18 protein-coding genes are annotated in these 18,132 nt (G+C 40.3%); 11 read left to right on the top strand and 7 right to left on the bottom strand.

The window, feature by feature from the left end; all coding sequences use genetic code 11:
• Positions 1 to 26 precede the first annotated feature (26 nt).
• Together FK178_RS07320 and FK178_RS07315 are read left to right on the top strand one after the other, a co-directional pair.
• Positions 27 to 929, top strand: a complete 903-nt coding sequence (locus FK178_RS07320) for a patatin-like phospholipase family protein (protein WP_146832883.1) — start codon at positions 27 to 29, stop codon at positions 927 to 929.
• Positions 929 to 1,849 carry a patatin-like phospholipase family protein gene (locus FK178_RS07315; RefSeq protein ID WP_146832880.1) on the top strand — a complete coding sequence of 307 codons (921 nt, stop codon included), beginning with the start codon at positions 929 to 931 and terminating at the stop codon, positions 1,847 to 1,849. The genes FK178_RS07320 and FK178_RS07315 overlap by 1 nt, the downstream gene beginning before the upstream one ends.
• Here FK178_RS07315 and FK178_RS07310 read toward each other — a convergent pair.
• The 3 genes from FK178_RS07310 to FK178_RS07300 are packed head-to-tail and all read right to left on the bottom strand — an operon-like array spanning position 1,846 to position 4,315.
• Positions 1,846 to 2,367, bottom strand: coding sequence for a DUF7935 family protein (locus FK178_RS07310; RefSeq protein WP_146832877.1), 522 nt, complete (start codon positions 2,365 to 2,367; stop codon positions 1,846 to 1,848). The genes FK178_RS07315 and FK178_RS07310 overlap by 4 nt on opposite strands.
• Before the next feature lie 59 nt (positions 2,368 to 2,426).
• Positions 2,427 to 3,722, bottom strand: a complete 1,296-nt coding sequence (locus FK178_RS07305) for an amidohydrolase (RefSeq protein ID WP_146832874.1) — start codon at positions 3,720 to 3,722, stop codon at positions 2,427 to 2,429.
• Positions 3,723 to 3,766: 44 nt separating this feature from the next.
• On the bottom strand, positions 3,767 to 4,315 hold the full coding sequence (locus FK178_RS07300; RefSeq protein WP_146832870.1) for a DsrE family protein: 549 nt from the start codon (positions 4,313 to 4,315) through the stop codon (positions 3,767 to 3,769).
• 150 nt (positions 4,316 to 4,465) lie between these two features.
• On the opposite strand from FK178_RS07300, the gene FK178_RS07295 reads away from it, so the two are divergent.
• Together FK178_RS07295 and FK178_RS07290 are read left to right on the top strand one after the other, a co-directional pair.
• Positions 4,466 to 6,790: an ATP-dependent helicase gene (locus tag FK178_RS07295; RefSeq protein WP_146832867.1), complete on the top strand. Its 2,325-nt coding sequence runs from the start codon at positions 4,466 to 4,468 to the stop codon at positions 6,788 to 6,790.
• 160 nt (positions 6,791 to 6,950) lie between these two features.
• On the top strand, positions 6,951 to 7,571 hold the full coding sequence (locus tag FK178_RS07290) for an L-threonylcarbamoyladenylate synthase (RefSeq protein ID WP_146832864.1): 621 nt from the start codon (positions 6,951 to 6,953) through the stop codon (positions 7,569 to 7,571).
• Positions 7,572 to 7,709: 138 nt separating this feature from the next.
• Here the strand turns inward: FK178_RS07290 and FK178_RS07285 are convergent, their stop codons facing one another.
• The 3 genes from FK178_RS07285 to FK178_RS07275 all read right to left on the bottom strand — a co-directional run bounded on the left by FK178_RS07285 (position 7,710) and on the right by FK178_RS07275 (position 10,147).
• A complete protein-coding gene (locus FK178_RS07285) occupies positions 7,710 to 8,543 on the bottom strand; it encodes an OmpA/MotB family protein (RefSeq protein WP_146832861.1) in 834 nt (277 codons plus the stop codon).
• A gap of 85 nt (positions 8,544 to 8,628) precedes the next feature.
• Entirely contained in the window at positions 8,629 to 9,621 is a 993-nt protein-coding gene (locus FK178_RS07280; RefSeq protein WP_146832858.1) for a glycosyltransferase family 2 protein, read from the bottom strand.
• 79 nt (positions 9,622 to 9,700) lie between these two features.
• Positions 9,701 to 10,147 carry a type I restriction enzyme HsdR N-terminal domain-containing protein gene (locus tag FK178_RS07275; protein WP_146832855.1) on the bottom strand — a complete coding sequence of 149 codons (447 nt, stop codon included), beginning with the start codon at positions 10,145 to 10,147 and terminating at the stop codon, positions 9,701 to 9,703.
• A gap of 112 nt (positions 10,148 to 10,259) precedes the next feature.
• On the opposite strand from FK178_RS07275, the gene holA reads away from it, so the two are divergent.
• The 7 genes from holA (at position 10,260) to FK178_RS07240 (ending at position 17,513) form a co-directional block, all read left to right on the top strand.
• Positions 10,260 to 11,264 (top strand): DNA polymerase III subunit delta, encoded by a 1,005-nt coding sequence (gene holA, locus FK178_RS07270; protein ID WP_146832852.1) that lies wholly within the window; start codon positions 10,260 to 10,262, stop codon positions 11,262 to 11,264.
• 1 nt (position 11,265) lies between these two features.
• The gene (locus FK178_RS07265) at positions 11,266 to 12,168 is read left to right on the top strand and encodes a 1,4-dihydroxy-2-naphthoate polyprenyltransferase (protein WP_146832849.1); all 903 of its coding nucleotides are present in this window, start codon (positions 11,266 to 11,268) and stop codon (positions 12,166 to 12,168) included.
• A 169-nt stretch (positions 12,169 to 12,337) separates the two neighbouring features.
• Positions 12,338 to 13,018, top strand: coding sequence for a metal-dependent hydrolase (locus FK178_RS07260; RefSeq protein ID WP_146832846.1), 681 nt, complete (start codon positions 12,338 to 12,340; stop codon positions 13,016 to 13,018).
• Between the two features lie 17 nt (positions 13,019 to 13,035).
• A complete protein-coding gene (locus tag FK178_RS07255; RefSeq protein ID WP_146832843.1) occupies positions 13,036 to 14,070 on the top strand; it encodes an o-succinylbenzoate synthase in 1,035 nt (344 codons plus the stop codon).
• Between the two features lie 8 nt (positions 14,071 to 14,078).
• Positions 14,079 to 15,020 (top strand): CPBP family intramembrane glutamic endopeptidase, encoded by a 942-nt coding sequence (locus FK178_RS07250; protein WP_146832841.1) that lies wholly within the window; start codon positions 14,079 to 14,081, stop codon positions 15,018 to 15,020.
• Between the two features lie 64 nt (positions 15,021 to 15,084).
• Positions 15,085 to 16,182 carry an AMP-binding protein gene (locus tag FK178_RS07245; protein WP_146832838.1) on the top strand — a complete coding sequence of 366 codons (1,098 nt, stop codon included), beginning with the start codon at positions 15,085 to 15,087 and terminating at the stop codon, positions 16,180 to 16,182.
• 14 nt (positions 16,183 to 16,196) lie between these two features.
• Positions 16,197 to 17,513 (top strand): M24 family metallopeptidase, encoded by a 1,317-nt coding sequence (locus tag FK178_RS07240; protein WP_146832835.1) that lies wholly within the window; start codon positions 16,197 to 16,199, stop codon positions 17,511 to 17,513.
• A gap of 21 nt (positions 17,514 to 17,534) precedes the next feature.
• Here the strand turns inward: FK178_RS07240 and FK178_RS07235 are convergent, their stop codons facing one another.
• Positions 17,535 to 17,957 (bottom strand): DoxX family protein, encoded by a 423-nt coding sequence (locus tag FK178_RS07235; RefSeq protein ID WP_146832832.1) that lies wholly within the window; start codon positions 17,955 to 17,957, stop codon positions 17,535 to 17,537.
• Positions 17,958 to 18,132 lie beyond the last annotated feature (175 nt).

The raw sequence follows: 18,132 nt of genomic DNA, 5'->3' as shown, positions 1-18,132 counted from the left end.
CGTAAGATCTAATTAAATTTACCCGAATGAGGGCATTGGTAATTTCAGGTGGTGGCAGTAAGGGTGCATTTGCAGGAGGCGTTGCCCAGTATTTGATAGAAGAAAAAAAGAAACATTATGATCTATTGTTGGGTACCTCTACAGGAAGTTTGTTGATCCCCCATCTGGCTTTGAATAAATCACAAAAGATAAAGGATATCTTTACTTCTGTAGATCAAAACAGCATTTTTAGCAACCTGCCATTTGTAATTAAGCGGGTGCATGGTTATGACCAGATATCCATCAATCATTTTAATGTGATACGCAATTTCATACAGGGAAAAAAAACCTTTGGTGAAAGCCTGAATCTTAAAAGCCTAATTCGCGAATCCCTGACCGAGAATGAGTTCAGGGAGCTGCGTGCCCGGCAGGGAGATATTGTTATTACCGTTTCAAATTTGTCACTCAATGAAGTGGAGTACAAATCCATAAAGGATTTTGAGTACGATGATTTTTGCGACTGGATCTGGATCTCCTGTAATTACACTCCCTTTATGAGCCTGGTGCAGAAGAATGGTTGTGAGTATGCCGATGGCGGCCTGGGATCTATGGTACCCATTGAAGAAGCTATTAAACGTGGGGCCACAGAGATCGATGCTATTGTGCTCCAAACCGAAGTAACCTATTTTAACCGTATGCCTTCAAAAAATGTGTTTGCGCTTATCATCAATCTTTTCAGCTTTGTGCTGGACAGGATAGAACATCAAAACATACGTATTGGAAAGTTTGCCGCGGCCAATAAAGATGTTATTATTAATTTCTATTACACACCCACGGTTTTAACAACCAATTCCCTTATTTTTGATAAAAAGAAGATGGAAAGCTGGTGGGAAACCGGGTATAGCTTCGGAAAATTAAAAGACGACGAATTGAATCAAATTGAACCTTAATGCGGGCATTGGTAATATCTGGAGGTGGGAGTAAAGGAGCCTTTGCAGGAGGGGTTGCTCAATATTTAATTGAGCAAAAGGGGAAGAAATATGACATTTTCCTGGGTACTTCTACCGGAAGCCTGCTTATACCACATCTTGCGGCTGGAAATATTCAAAAGATCTACGAGATCTATACCAATGTTACCCAACACAAGATCTTTAATGTAAATCCATTTATAGTCAAGAAAAAGGACGGCAGGGAATATGTGACCATTAATTACTGGAATACCCTATGGCAATTTATTAAACAGAAAAGGACCTTTGGGGAGAGTAAAAATCTCCGAAAGGAAATAAAAAAGCATTTTTCCCCTGAAGATTTTGAGCTTCTTAAATCAAGCAACAAAGAAGTGGTTGTTACAGTTTCCAATCTATCCAAAAACAGGGTAGAGTACAAAGCAATAAGCGAATTTGAATATGAAGATTTTTGCGACTGGATATGGATAAGCTGTAATTATATTCCATTTATGAGCCTCGCAACCAAGAATGGTTGGGAATATGCCGATGGCGGCCTGGGATGTGTGGTGCCAATTCGGGAAGCCATAAAACGCGGCGCCAAAGAAGTTGATGCCATAATCCTTGAAGCCGAAAATATGGAATACCATAAGGTGCTTGGAAAAAACCCTTTTTCCCTTATGATCAACCTGTTCGGGTTTTTACTCGATCAGGTAGAATATCACGATGTGGTAGAGGGGAAACTGGCCGCCCTGAATAAAAAAGTTACGCTCACCACTTATTATACCCCCGTACAGCTCACAGAAAATTCCCTGGTATTTAATAAAACAGCTATGAAAGAATGGTGGCAGCAGGGGTTTGAATATGCCAGGGAGAAAGACCTGGAGAATAAAGCCTCCCGAAAATTCTGGAGGACCTTTTTCTAGATCATATTTCTTACATCTTTCTTTATATAATCCAAAGCCGCATCTGTAGGGGAGGCCTGGTCCATCAAACCTGTCAAAAGTAATTCCCGCAATTTTGCAGCATCATTCACATCTTCCCTGTTTGAAGCTTTTCTTACCATTCCAATAGTGGCATTTTTAGCGGTTTTTATAACGTTCCAGCATTCTCCGCTAAGATAGATCTGCTGGGCCAGGTTATGGTCAAATTCCATATCTATAGTGCGGGTGAGCAGCTCCTCATAATCCTGAACATTATCTGAAGTGGGTTTCACCCTTAACAACAATTTACCCAGAGAGATGCGTTCCAGGAACAAAGCCATTCTTTCATACGCCTGAAGTTTAAGGGGTAAGGCTTCTTTTTGATTTTCCTTTCGCAGTATAAATCTCCGGCGCTTTTCCTCATTGGTAATGTGCATTTTAAAGAAATAAAAGGAAACAGCTCCAACAACCACAGCCGGTAAAAGGTAAAAAAATAATTGTAAGATATTATTTTCGGTCATATTGATATAAGCTATAATAGCCTGTAAAGTTAATATATACTTTTAAGTTGAGGCCAAAACTATTGGTTCAAATAATCCAGGGCCAGTTGGGACATAACTTTTACGCCCAGTAACATCCCGCTTTCATCAATAAAGAAATCCGGGGTGTGGTGGGGGGCAGCGTCTTTTGTTCCCAGGGGTTGCCCACCAAGGAAGAAATAGAATCCCGGGATCTTTTCCTGGAAAAAAGAAAAATCCTCGCCTCCCGTGGTTGCCTTTTGCAACTCCACTTTATCTTTTCCTGCTACTTTTTCCAGAGTAGGAAGCATTTGGCTGGTAAGTTCAGGATCGTTATAGGTAATCGCTGTATTGTTCTGGAATTCAATAGTTGCATTTCCTCCAAAAGCTTTCGCAATCGCCGGTACCATTTCATTCATTCTTTTCAGGATCAATTCCTTCATAACGGGATCAAGGGTTCTTACGGTACCTATCATTTCAGCCGTTTCGGGAATTATATTGAAACGAACCCCGCTTGTGATCTTCCCAACCGTGATCACCGCTGCACCGTCTACCAATTTTGATTCCCGGCTTATTATTGTTTGTAGGCCGTCTATAATTTTTGCTGAAATAAGGATAGGGTCAACACCGGTCCAGGGGGCAGATCCATGGGTTCCTTTTCCTGCAACATTTATTACAAAACGTTCTACGGCGGCCATAGTCCCTTCGGGTTTATACCGAAGCGTTCCTACCGGGGTGCCCGAATTTATATGAAGTCCAAAAATGGCATCCACTTTTGGGTTCTCCAACACGCCTTCTTTTATCATAACCGATGCGCCACCTTCTTCTCCCGGGGGCGGACCCTCTTCTGCCGGTTGAAATATAAATTTCACCGTACCGTTGATCTTATCTTTATTTTTAGAAAGCACCTCTGCCACTCCCATAAGAATAGCGGTGTGGGTATCATGGCCGCAGGCGTGCATGACTCCTGTTTCGGTGCCCAGGAATTCGGTTCTTACGGTAGATTTGAAGGGAAGGTCATTTCTTTCGGTAACCGGTAGGGCATCAATATCGGCTCTCAACGCAACCACTTTTCCCGGTTTGTTTCCTTTTAAAATTCCCACAACACCGGTTTTGGCCACTCCTGTATGTACTTCCATTCCCAGGCTTTCCAAATGAGCTGCCACTTTTTTTGCCGTTTCAAATTCCCGGTTGGAAAGCTCGGGATTTTGATGAAAATCCCTTCTCCATTCTATAACCTGTTTTTCAACATTTTCAGATGCCCGGCTTATGGCAGGATCTGTTTGTTGTGCGTTTAAGAGTGAAAAGGACAGGATTGTAAAAATAACTGAGGATAAAAGTGAGCATCTGTTTTTCATTGGATCAAGGTATTTATTCTTCGGAATTTATATTAGAGAGGAATTTAGAATTGGATAAGCCTGTAACCCTCATTTTGCAGTTGGATTAAAGCCGTCATTGCCGAAAGGGAAATTTTGGTCTCGGGGATCCTTCTTTCTTCAGAAATATTTCTGGCGAAAGATGTTTGTCCGCATAAAAGAATTTCAACCCCCTGTTCCCTTAAAGCTTCAAAAAGGGGAATATTTGGATTATCGGTTTTGAAAATTTCTTTGTAGTGCTCATTTTTAAGTAGCGTTTGCGCGGCACCCCCGTGCATAATCAAATACACCTTCATAGAATTAAGAGGTTTTCCCGCTTCTACGTGCATATTTAAAAACCTGGCTACAGTCTCCACATATTTATTCACTTCAGCAGGATTTTCAGCTGGCTTGCTCACGTCAAACACCACTTTGTATTCTTCAGAAAGTGAAGTTTTATAATCCGGGTTTTCAATAGGATAGGTAGGTCCAAAATTGGCAATAGGTTTTTCGGAAGCAGTTTGTTCCTGAGCAAAACCTTCAGAAAAAATAATAAGAAACCCAAGAAAACATAGCAATTGCAGATTTTTAATCATACAGGTATAAATTAAATGAAGAAGCTAAATGTATTTAAAATATCGGGATTCGCATAATTTAAGACCAGCTTGTTTAAAAGTAAGCCTGCCTGAGGTTTTCAGGTAAGGGGTTTTTTGGTTAAATTCACAGCCTAAAAGAAGGAAGAAAAATTGGAATCTTATTTAGCTGAATTAAATGATGCCCAGCGGGCGCCTGTTCTTCAAAAGGATGGAGCAATGATTGTGATTGCGGGAGCGGGGTCTGGCAAAACGCGGGTGCTTACCTACCGTATCGCATATCTTATGAGCAAGGGGGTAGATCCCTTTAATATACTCGCGCTTACTTTTACCAACAAGGCTGCCCGCGAAATGAAAAAGCGTATTGCCAGTATTGTGGGCAACAGTGAAGCAAAGAATTTGTGGATGGGAACTTTCCATTCAATTTTTGCGAAAATGCTGCGATTTGAAGCCGATAAACTTGGGTACCCATCCAATTTCACCATTTATGATACCCAGGATTCCCAAAGGCTTATTTCGGCAATTATAAAAGAAATGGCGTTGGATAAGGATGTTTATAAATATAAGCAGGTCTATTCCCGTATCTCTTCATACAAGAACAGTCTTATTACGGTGAAAGCGTATTTTGCCAATCCTGAATTAATGGAGGCAGACGCTATGTCTAAAAAGCCCAGGCTGGGTGAGATCTATAAAAATTATGTTGACCGCTGTTTTAAAGCCGGTGCGATGGATTTTGATGACCTGCTTCTTAAAACCAATGAACTTCTCAACAGGTTTCCAGATGTGCTGCATAAATACCAGAACCGTTTCCGGTATATCCTGGTAGATGAGTACCAGGATACCAATCATTCCCAATATTTGATTGTGAAAGCCCTTTCAGATAAATTCCAGAACATATGCGTAGTGGGAGATGATGCTCAGAGTATTTACGCTTTCCGCGGAGCTAATATTAATAATATTCTGAATTTCCAGAAAGATTATGAGAATGTACAAATGTACAGGCTGGAACAAAATTATCGCTCAACCCGAAATATTGTAAACGCAGCCAATTCCATAATAGAAAAAAATAAGACCAAACTGGACAAGGTAGTTTGGACCGCGAATGATGACGGGACAAAAATTGTGGTTAACCGGCTGCTGAATGATGGGGAAGAAGGAAGATTTGTGGCCAGTTCCATTTTTGAGAACAAAATGCAGAATCAGTTGAACAATGGGGATTTTGCGATTTTGTACAGGACCAATGCGCAAAGCCGTGCCATGGAAGATGCACTTCGAAAAAGGGAGATCCCGTACAGGATCTATGGCGGACTTTCATTTTACCAGCGAAAAGAGATAAAGGATGTACTTTCCTATTTGAGATTGCTTGTAAATCCCAATGACGAGGAAGCCCTGAAACGGGTGATCAATTACCCGGCAAGAGGTATTGGGCAAACCACTATAGACAAGCTTACCATTCTTGCAAATCAATACGGACGGTCCATTTTTGAGGTGATTGAAAATATAGATCAGCTAAATATCAAGATCAATTCAGGTACCAGGAACAAGCTTTCCAATTTCGTGAATATGATCAAGAGCTTCACCATATTGAATGAAAATGCCGATGCTTTTACGGTTGCCGATACCGTTGCCCGGAAAACAGGGCTCATCCAGGAACTTAAAAAGGACGGTACGCCTGAAGGGGTTGCGAGAATTGAGAATATAGAGGAGTTGATGAACGGGATCAAGGATTTTGTGGAAGGGCAGAAAGAACTGGCAGATGCTACCGGTTCCCTAACCGAATTCCTGGAAGATGTAGCCCTTGCAACAGATATGGATAAGGATACCGGAGATGATGACCGGGTTGCACTTATGACCATTCACCTTGCCAAGGGATTGGAATTTCCGTTTGTTTATATAGTAGGGATGGAGGAAGATCTTTTTCCTTCGGCTATGAGTATGAATACCCGTTCTGAACTTGAGGAGGAAAGACGCTTGTTTTATGTGGCGCTCACCCGCGCTGAAAAACAGGCATATCTTACCTACACCCAGTCCCGTTACCGTTGGGGGAAACTTATTGATGCAGAGCCAAGCCGGTTTATTGAAGAGATAGAGTCTCAGTTCCTTGATTATATGGTGCCGCAGGATGATTATAAATACAAACCGCTAATAGATACAGATATTTTTGGAGAGGTAGACAAAAGCAGCCTGCGCCAAACCAAACCCAGATCCGGTTCCCCGCCACCGGCCCACAAACCAAGTGAGGAGCAGTTAAGAAAGCTTAGAAAACTTAGGCCTGCAACGTCGGTGCCTACCAATATTTCTCATACAGATGGTATTAAACTGGAGGAGGGCAATGAAGTTGAACATATAAGATTTGGTAAAGGGGTAGTTTTAAAGATAGACGGAGTAGGCCAGGATAAAAAAGCTGAGATAGATTTTCAAAATGGCGGAATAAAAAAATTATTACTTCGGTTTGCCAAGTTAAAATTACTTTCTTAACAAATATTATATTATTCATAAAGTTCTGTTAGGCCACGGGCTATAGCCTTTTTAATATCATATCTTTAAATTAAATAGATCTTGCATTTATTTTATAAGTGGGAAATCTTGCAATTTACCTACAATTAAATGTAACAGGAGAATTAAAATTTGAAAATTTATGGCAGACTTAATTAGAATTTATGAAGAGAACCCCAACCAAAAGGATATTAAGAAAGTAGTTGATGTCCTTCGCAACGGCGGTTTGATAATTTACCCCACAGATACAGTTTATGGCCTTGGTTGTGACATAACAAATACCCAGGCCCTGGAGAGGATAGCACAGATCAAAGGAGTGAAATTGGATAAAGCCAATTTCTCCTTCATTTGTGAAGACCTGAGCAATCTTTCAGATTATGTAAAGCAAATAGATACACAAACCTTTAAAATCTTAAAGCGGAGTCTCCCAGGTCCATACACGTTTATTTTACCCGGGAACAATAATTTGCCTTCGGTGTTTAAAAAGAAGAAAACCGTGGGGATAAGAGTGCCTAATAATAATATTTGTAAGGCCATTGTAAGTCAATTAGGAAACCCTATTGTTTCTACTTCAATAAGAGATGAAGATGAGGTAATTGAATATACCACAGACCCTGAACTTATTCTTGAGAAATGGGATAAACTGGTAGATATAGTAATTGATGGGGGATATGGAGATAACATTCCTTCCACTGTTATTGACCTTACCACCAGTACGCCCGAGGTTATCCGGCAGGGTAAAGGAAGCATTGAGATTATGTAAGCTTAAGTAATATTTGATAAAAGATCCCGCAAATTGCGGGATCTTTTTTGTTTTAAAAAGTTCTTTTACTCTACAAACGTAAACACAAAAAAAGCCCCTGCGGTTGCAGGGGCTTTGATATAATTTAAGAAATGCTGCTTATTTTGCAGATTCCATACCTTCTTCAATAAGGTTATAGAACTGGTCAATTTTAGGCAAAATAACGATTCTGGTTCTTCTGTTTTGAGAACGACCTTCTTCAGTAGCGTTTGAAGCCACAGGAACGTAGTAACTTCTTCCTGCTGCAGTCATTCTTTCTGGTGGAACACCAAAGTCATTTTGAAGCATACGAACTACAGAGGTAGCACGCTTCACACTTAGATCCCAGTTATCCTCGATAATAGCAGTTTTGATGCCTTTGTCATCTGTATGTCCTTCTACCATAAATTCGATATCAGGTCTGTTTTTAACTACAGTGGCAACTTTTCCAAGTACTTCTTTAGCACGGTTGGTAATGGCCCATTTTCCGCTCTGGAATAATAATTTATCTGAAATAGATACGTAAACAACTCCTTTTTCAACATTGATGGTAATATCTTCATCACTCATGTTTCCAAGAACACCTTTAAGACTTGTAACCAAAGCAAGGGTTACAGAATCTTTTTTGGTAAGAGCATCCTGCATACGCTGGATCTTCATATCCTTTTCTTTAATGCTCTCAAGAGATCTTGAAAGGTTTTCTGCCTCTTTTTTAGATAGCGTGGCAAGATCACCTACGTTATTAAGTAAAGCAGCATTCTGGTTGTTCAAAGTTCGAATTTGAGAATTCATATTCTCTCTTTCGTCAAGACATGAATTAAGTTTTACAGTTGCAGTGTTTAACTGGTCTCTGGTTTCCTTGTGTTGAGCTTCAAGTTCGGCATATTTCTTCTGTGAAACACATGAAGAAAGCAAAATTGCCGCTGTCGCCGATAAAAGCATGATTTTTTTCATAATTGATTTGTGTTATTTATTAAAAGTTAGATTTTTTCAAAGCTATCAATTCTAATGCCAATTAACTATAAATTAACGTTAAACCTTAAAATTTTGAAAATGTTTTTTTACCCTGTAAATAATGAGCACAAACCACGGAATTTTTGGTGAAATATCCCAATTTTTTGGGTATTATTTTTCGCTTTTTGAGTAGTAAAGGCAAGTGTTTATAAAAATTCATGTGGGCTCTGAACACCGCCCAAAAGTGATCAATTTGCCCGGTTAGCAAAAACCTGAAAGCTGCAATGCCGTCAAGGATCATTCTTCCCAGTATTACAAAAATCCAGGTGTGGGCAGGAAGGTTTTTTACCAGGTTATACAAACTATTCCGAAAATTGTAAAAAGTCTTTCGTGGATTCATATTATTAAGGGTGGCACCCCCTACATGGTAAACTACCGATTCCGGCGTATACCTAACTTTATGGCCAAGGTTAAAAAGCCTCCAGCAAAGGTCTATTTCCTCCTGGTGTGCAAAATAATCTTCATCAAGTGCCCCCGCTTGATAAAAAGCTTTTTTCCTTATTGCAAGACAGGCTCCACTGGCCCAGAAAATTTCGATCTCATCATCATACTGGCCTTTATCTTGTTCCAAACTATCAAAAATTCGTCCCCGGCAATAGGGATATCCAAACCGGTCTATGAAACCTCCCGCAGCTCCAGCATATTCAAAATACTCCGGATTCTTATAATCAAGGATCTTGGGTTGGACAGCGGCAACCTCCTCCCGCGTCTTAAAAATTTTCAGGATAGGTTCCAGCCAGTGCGGGGTGACCTGCACATCGCTGTTCAGGAGCACAAATATATCTTCGTCCAGCTGTTCAAGGGCATCATTATACCCTTTGGCGTAACCTCCATTAACCTTGTTAATTATGACTTTTGTTGCGGGAAAGTTTTCCCGGACATATTGGACAGACCTGTCCGTTGAAGCATTATCTGCAACATATACCGTAGCTTCAGGAGAAAATTTAATAACATCTGGCAGGAACTGTTTTAAAAGGTCCAGTCCATTCCAGTTCAAAATAACAACTCCTACGGTCATGAATAGTTGGTTTTTCTAATTTTAGGATATCTCGCCAAAAGTAACAACTTTAACTGTATTGCAACGGTCTTATAGTTTTTCAATACTGAAAGTCGGGTATCTCCTGGAGGAAATTATATTGTTCTGCTACATAATCCATTTGGCAAAAATAATGATCCAGCCCATTGGTGACCATAAGATATTTGGCCTGTAAATTCATATTATACCGCGCAATTTGGTCAAAAGTAGATTGTGTGATCTTTACTGAAGGAGCTTTGCATTCCACAATTAAATGGATCCCGCCTCCGGGATCAAAAACCACTATGTCATATCGCTTGCTCATTTTGCCCAGCATTAATTGTTTTTCAACATTTATATGGCTTAACGGAAATTGTTTTTCAATTTTTAAATATTGAACAGTATGAAGCCTTACCCATTCCTCGGGGGTAAGAATTATGAATTTTTTCCTTACTTCATCAAAAGCTGCTATTTTATTTTCGCTATTTTTGAAGCGAAATGTATAATTGGGAAAATTCAGTTTTTGCATAGGTTCAAATTAACAAATATAAAAAGGATGATCCTTGAATTTTTAAAATTTTAAATCCCCAACACCCGCCGGACTTATAAAGCATTCATTTTTAAGTCCATGAATTCAATCAATGGAAGAAGCAATACAAATAGTTCAGGCAATTAAAAATGGTGAAGTCAAGCCTATTTATTTCCTGATGGGGGAGGAACCCTATTACATCGACAAAATTTCAGACTTTATTGAAGATAGCCTTCTTACGGAAGAAGAAAAGGGTTTTAATCAAATGGTACTCTATGGAAGGGATACCACCATTGAAGATATTGTGAGCAACGCCCGCAGGTATCCCATGATGGCAGAGCGGCAGGTATTGATCATTAAAGAAGCGCAGGATCTTTCCAGGACCATAGATAAACTTGAAACCTATGCTGAAAACCCACAGAGCACCACTACCATTGTATTTTGCTATAAGTATAAGAAAATCGATAAGCGGAAGAAGCTCTATAAACTTGTTTCCAAAACCGGGGTTTTATTTGAAGGGAAAAGATTATATGAGAACCAGGTAGCGGATTGGATACAGAAAACCCTGAAATCCCGTGAATATCAAATCGCTCCAAAAGCAGCACAAATGCTGGTGGAATTCCTGGGCATTGACCTCAGTAAAATTGATAACGAACTTCAAAAACTCCAGTTAATTGTACCAAAAGGCGCAATGATCACGCCGGAGCTCATCGAGGAAAACATAGGCATAAGCAAGGATTTTAATAATTTTGAGCTGCGTAAAGCAATTGGGCTTAAAGATGAACTCAAAGTCCATCAAATAATCAATTATTTCTCCCAAAACCCCAAAGACAATCCTATGGTAGTTACCATTTCGCTGCTTTATGGTTATTTTTCTCAGATATTACAATACCACGGGCTTACAGACCAGTCCAAGGCAAATGTGGCAAAAGTCTTAAAAGTTAACCCTTTCTTTGTAAAGGATTATGAAATTGCGGCGCGCAATTATCCTATGAAAAAAGCCAGTTACGCAATCGAATATTTGAGGGATGCAGATGTAAAAGGTAAAGGAGTAGGATCTGCCAATGTGCCCCCTGGTGATCTTTTAAAGGAACTTTTGGTAAAAATAATGCGGTAATATGGCACAAATTGGATCGTGGGTGAATGCAGCCCGATTAAGAACCTTACCGCTTTCAGTTTCAGGAATTATTGTTGGGACTTCCATAGCTGCCCATCAGGGGTATTTTAATATTGTGATTTTTAGCCTTGCAATAGGTACCACCCTGGGCTTGCAAATTCTTTCCAACTTCGCCAATGATTATGGTGATGGGGTAAAGGGAACAGATAATGAGGAGAGAATTGGACCCGCCCGTGCGCTTCAAAGCGGGCTAATAACCCGGGGCGAAATGAAAACAGGGATAATTATAACAGCTATTGCAACACTTGTAATGGCAGTCCTGCTTATTTATTCGGCCTTTGGGGAGGAGGATTTCCTGTATGCCATTATCTTTTTCATTCTGGGGCTGGGAGCCATAGTTGCCGCCGTAAAGTATACCGTGGGCCAAAATGCCTATGGTTATAGGGGAATGGGAGATATTTTTGTTTTTATTTTCTTTGGCCTGGTGGCTGTATTTGGTTCTTATTTTCTCTATGCGCTTAGGATGGACTGGCCGGTCATGTTCCCTGCAGCAGCTATTGGTTTTTTAAGCAGCGGCGTGCTAAATCTCAATAATATGAGAGATGCAGTTAGCGATGCCCGTGCCGGAAAAAATACCCTGGTTGTAAAACTGGGGGCACAAAACGCTAAGAATTATCACTATTTTCTCATCTTCGGGGCAGTGCTTTGCCTCGTGATCTATTCGGCATGGACAGCCCGGGAATGGAGCGACCTACTATACCTTTTCGGATTTATTCCCCTGTTCCTTCATTTGAAGAGGGTAGTGGCAAATGAAAGCCCGGTGCTCCTGGATCCGGAACTCAAAATACTTGCTCTTACTACTTTCTTTATTTCTATATTATTTGCGGTAGGATTGCTGTTTTAAATTTCAGGATAAATAAAAAATATGCAACTGGTCTAATAATTTCAGCTCAATGCGTATTTTTATAAAAACATAGGGTTCTTCAGATTTATTTAGTGTAATTGGAATAGTAAAATTATTACAGGTTGCGCGAATTGATTGGAAGACTATTAATAAAAACAGCTATCTACTTATGAAAATTACATTTTACGGCCATAATTCCTTCGGAATTAAAATAGGAGATAATCATTTACTTATTGACCCGTTTATAACCGGTAATGATCTGGTAAAGGATAAGATTGATATTAATGACCTTAAAGCAGATTACATTCTTTTAACCCACGCCCATCAGGATCATACCCTGGACGCCGAGGCAATTGCAAAGAATACCGGGGCTATAATCGTAAGTAATTTTGAGATCACTTCTCATTACGAGTCCAAAGGCCTTGAAGTACATCCTATGAACCATGGGGGTAGCTGGGATTTTGAGTTTGGTAAAGTAAAATATGTGAATGCCGTGCATACCAGTTCGTTTCCAGATGGAAGCTATGGCGGGCAACCGGGAGGTTTTGTAATAGAAAGTGAACATAAGAACATTTACATAGCAGGGGATACTGCATTAACAATGGACATGAAATTAATCCCAATGCGCACAACCCTTGATCTTGCGATCTTACCTATAGGTGATAATTTTACCATGGGAATAGAGGACGCCATAATTGCAAGTGATTTTGTGGAATGCGACAAGGTTATTGGATGCCATTACGATACTTTTGGATACATTGAAATTGACCACGAAGAAGCCAAAAGGAAATTCTATGAAAAAGGAAAGGATCTTATGTTGCTGGAAATTGGAGAAAGCATCGAGCTTTAATATTATTCAATATCCAAATGCAGGCAACCTACAGGAAGTACATCCTTAACTTTAAACGCCCCAGCGGAACTTCGCGGGGCGTTCTTACTACTAAAGAAACCTGGTTTCTTATTCTTACAGAAGGAAATAAGAAGGGCATAGGCGAGTGTGGGATCCTGCGCTCGCTTAGTGTAGATGACCGGCCGGATTATGAGGAAAAATTAAAATGGGTTTGCGAAAATATCCAGCTGGGAAGAGATATGCTGTGGGAAAGCCTGCAGGAGTTTCCCAGTATACAATTTGGGGTTGAAATGGCTTTTAGATCGCTGGAGGCAAAGGATCCATTTATCTTATATCCCTCCCGGTTTACAGACGGCAATGCCGGTATTCCTATCAACGGGTTGGTTTGGATGGGGGAAAAGGCCTATATGAAGGAACAAATTTCAGAAAAACTTCAGCAGGGGTTTAGTTGTATTAAACTGAAGATAGGCGCGATTGACTTTGAGGCAGAGCTTGATCTCCTCAAATATATTCGAAGTGAATTTTCTTCAGAAGAAATTGAAGTGAGGGTAGATGCAAACGGGGCGTTTTCCCCCGCTGAAGCCCTGGAAAAACTGAAAAGATTAAGTGTTTATGAAATTCACAGCATAGAGCAACCCATAAAGGCCGGGCAATGGTACCATATGAGGGACCTTTGTAAAGAAAGCCCCATTCCTGTTGCGCTGGATGAGGAATTAATAGGGGTAACTTCCATTTCGAGAAAACATGAATTATTACAAACAATAAGGCCGCAATACCTTATTTTTAAGCCCAGTTTAATAGGCGGTTTTAAAGGTACCGTGGAGTGGATAGATCTGGCTGAAAATATGAACACCGGCTGGTGGGTTACCAGTGCACTGGAGAGCAATGTGGGCTTAAATGCCATTAGCCAGTGGACCTACACTCTAAATTCACCTATGCCCCAGGGGCTGGGCACAGGCGGTTTATATACCAATAATTTTGCCTGCCCTTTAAATGTGAAAAGTGGTACAATTAACTATGACCCAACAGTAAATTGGGAATTTAATTTATAATTCAAAATATGTATATAGAACAAGCATTTAAATATCAGCACGAATTCTGGCGTTATCTTTTGGGAATTTTAATTGTGATTGCCGCCATAATAGCCGGGCAAATGCCATTTGTGGTAGCTATATTCATGGAAAAAGGTTTTGATACCGCAGGAATGGACGAATCTGAATTGTTACGAGTGCTGGATTCTAATTTGACCCTTTTCCTTATGTTACTGCCTTTTGCCATTGCATTACTTGCGCTGTTCTTTGTAGTACGTCATGTACATAATCAACCATTCACCTCCCTTACCACCGCACGAAAAAAAACCGATTGGGGTAAATTTTGGTTTGCTTTTGGCCTGGTGGCTATATTTTCTATTGGCGTAACGGTAATTGATTATTTTACCAGCCCTGAAGATTACGTTTTTAATTTTCAGGCGGTTCCATTTCTTATACTTCTGGTGGTCGCAGTGATACTGGTGCCGCTACAAACCAGTTTTGAGGAATACTTTTTCCGCGGCTATTTAATGCAGGGATTGGGAACTCTGGTGAAAAACCGGTGGCTGCCCTTAATAGTAACCTCTGTGGTGTTTGGAGGTTTACATTTCTTTAATCCCGAAGTAGGAAAACTGGGGAATATTATAATGGTCTATTATATAGGTACAGGTTTCCTTTTGGGAATTATGACGCTTATGGATGAAGGCCTGGAGTTAGCGTTGGGTTTTCATGCCGGAAATAACCTGATAACAGCATTGCTTGTAACCGCCGACTGGACTGCGTTCCAGACAAATTCAATATTAAAAGATGTTTCAGAACCTTCCGCAGGACTGGATATACTTATTCCGGTTTTGGTGGTATATCCAATCTTTCTATTAATAATGGCTAAAAAATATAAATGGACCAATTGGGGGGCAAAATTATTTGGAAAGGTTGAGGAGCCGGTTATGTTAAATCCTTCGGAAGAGAGTTAAAAATTTACCCCTATTTTGTTAATTTTATCATTCAGAGCTACAAATCAAGAATAGAAGTAGAATTATGAATGAAATATTTGAAGTCCCGGAAGTTCATCCCGATTTTAAACTTAACAAGGTTCATTACACGCTTTCCGATCTTCGAAAAGTGGCTTATAATTACATTAAGGAAGAGGAACCCTATGAGGGTTTAATTGGGGATTTTATTCTTGATTGGGTAAAACCTTCAGGATTTCTGGAGGTAAAGACCTCCGGCTCAACCGGTGTAGCAAAGAAAATAAAGATAAGGAAAGAGCATATGGTCAACTCTGCCGTGGCCACCGGGAAATTCTTTGAACTCCCTCCCGGGTCAACTGCTTTAATGTGTCTTCCTGCCAACTATATTGCCGGGAGGATGATGCTGGTGAGAGCTATGGTGCTGGGCTGGGAACTCGATTTGGTACCTCCAACTTCAAATCCCCTGGACCAGGTTTTCAAAACGTATGATTTTTGTGCAATGACACCATTTCAGCTGGATAATTCCCTAGGAAGATTGCACCTTATCAAGAAATTAATAGTAGGCGGCGGCGCGGTTTCATCACAACTTCAAAAAAGGGTACAGGGTCTTAATACCAAAGTGTATGAAACATTTGGAATGACAGAGACTGTTTCACATATCGCGGCTAAAAGGCTTAATCCGGGAAAGAAAAAATCAAAACCGCTTCCCTTTAAAGTTTTGCCGGATATTCATATCTCAACAGATGAAAGAGGATGCCTTGTAATTAAAGCGCCTAAACTTGCTGCAGACACTATTATAACCAATGATATTGTAGAAATTCTTACTTATAAAAAATTTCTTTGGAAAGGCAGGTTTGATAACGTGATAAATTCCGGCGGAATTAAATTATTTCCTGAAGAAATTGAGTGGAAGCTCAACAAGGTAATTGACCGTCGCTTTTTCGTTACAGGGCTCCCCGATGAATCCCTGGGAGAAAAACTGGTGCTTTTTGTAGAAGCAGATTTTTCTGAAGAACTTCTGGAGGAATTGGAAACAGATTTAAAAGGATTAAAATCCCTGGAGAAGTTCGAGAGACCTAAAAAAATATATCTTGTCCAAAAATTCGAAGAAACTCCAAATGGGAAGATCCATAGGGAAAACACGGTGAAAAGCAGAAACAAATAATTTTAACCATTCCTATGATCAAATATCTACTTCTCCTCTTATTTACCGGTATTACAGCGCAATCTCAAATTCTTCAGGAAAAGGACCGGGCAAAAGTTGTAGACGAAATACTTGCCGACAGGTTTGAAAACTTACTGCCTGGATTAATGGACCGGGCAGGAATTGATATGTGGGTCCTTATCTCGCGGGAATACAACGAGGACCCGGTAATGCGCACTATGTTGCCAGCAACCTGGCTCAATGCACGTAGGCGAACTATAATGGTGTTTTACCGCGATGCGGCCAAGGATACGCTGGAACGCCTGGCCGTGGCCAGATATAATATTGGTGACAATATTACTTCTGCGTGGGATCCTGAATCGCAGCCGGACCAATGGAAGGCACTGGTAGACGTGATTTCAAAAAGAGATCCTAAAAAGATTGGACTCAATTACTCCCTGCATTTCAATATTGAGGATGGTATCGTAAAGACAGATCACGAAGAGTTTTTGAAAGTGCTGCCGGAAAATTACCGGTCCAGGGTAGTCTCTGCCGAGGATCTGGCTGTAAGCTGGATAGAGACCCGTACAAAAAAGGAAATGGAATTGTATGAAGAACTGGTCGCCATTACTCATGCTATTATTGCTGAAGCTTTTAGCGAAAAGGTAATCACGCCGGGGCAAACCACAAGCGAAGATGTGGTTTGGTGGATGCGGCAAAAGGTAACCGATATGGGCCTGGAAACCTGGTTTCATCCAAGTGTAGATATTCAACGTGATGATGAAGAATTAAAAGATCATATTGAAGCTTTTTCAGGAGGATATGGAAATACGATCATTCAACCAGGAGATTTGCTGCATTGCGATTTTGGAATTACCTATTTAAGGCTTAATACAGACTGCCAGCAGCACGCCTATGTTTTAAAAGAAGGAGAAAAGGAAGTGCCGCAATTTCTAAAAAATGCCTTATCCAAAGGCAACCGACTACAGGATATCCTCACTGGAAATTTTAAAACAGGAAATACAGGAAATCAAATTTTACTTGCCAGCCTTGCAGAGGCAAAATCAGAAGGATTAAGGCCTTCCATTTATACACACCCATTGGGTTCCTACGGCCATTCTTCGGGACCCACCATTGGAATGTGGGATTCACAGGGAGGGGTTCCCGGCCCCGGGGATTATAAGTTATTCCCCAATACGGTTTATGCCATTGAATTAAATACCACTGTAGAGATCCCGGAATGGAACAAGGATATTAGGATCATGCTGGAAGAGGCGGGGTTTTGGGGTGAGAATGGTTTCAGGTACGTTAACGGAAGGCAAACGGAGATCATCCCCATTCCCGGGAAATAACTTTCTTCTAACAATCCAGGATCAATACCCCATTTTTATCATATAATCTGCGCTGTGTTTACCGGAGCCATAGAATATAAAGAAAATGCTAATAAGCAGCACTATCACGGCAATCAATAGATCTGCCGGGACCATTTCCCCTACAAAATTAATTAAAATAGCTCCAATGAGAATTGGAATTTGGACCAATACTGCCCACCTGGTAAGTAAACCAAAGGCGATCAAAATACCTCCTACAAGATGTGCCGGGGCAACATAATGTATTATAAGCATCGCGCCTGCAAATCCTTCAAGTGGACTAATGAGTTCAATTAAGGTTTGACTTTGAGAAATAAAATGGATCCCTTTAATAAAAAAGAAAACTCCCAATGCAACCCTTAATAAGTCTAACGGGTAATAAGTATGCGCATTGGCCCACTTATTAAGAGATCTTATTGTTATCATCACATTAAAATTTAATCAGTATAAGTTACTGAAAATTAGCGACATACTTAATAAGGGTCAATTAAAATTTAATCTTGCCCTTATTTAAGCGCAGGAGGGAAGTCTGGTCAGAAAACCATTAACCTATATTTTTTCATTTTTTTTCAAAAAACAGGTGGCAGGATTCTTCTAAGTA

Source organism: Antarcticibacterium arcticum (assembly GCF_007993795.1).
Lineage (GTDB): Bacteria > Bacteroidota > Bacteroidia > Flavobacteriales > Flavobacteriaceae > Gillisia > Gillisia arctica.
Note: the sequence above shows the minus strand (reverse complement) of the source record. Positions and strands in the feature narration are given on the sequence as shown.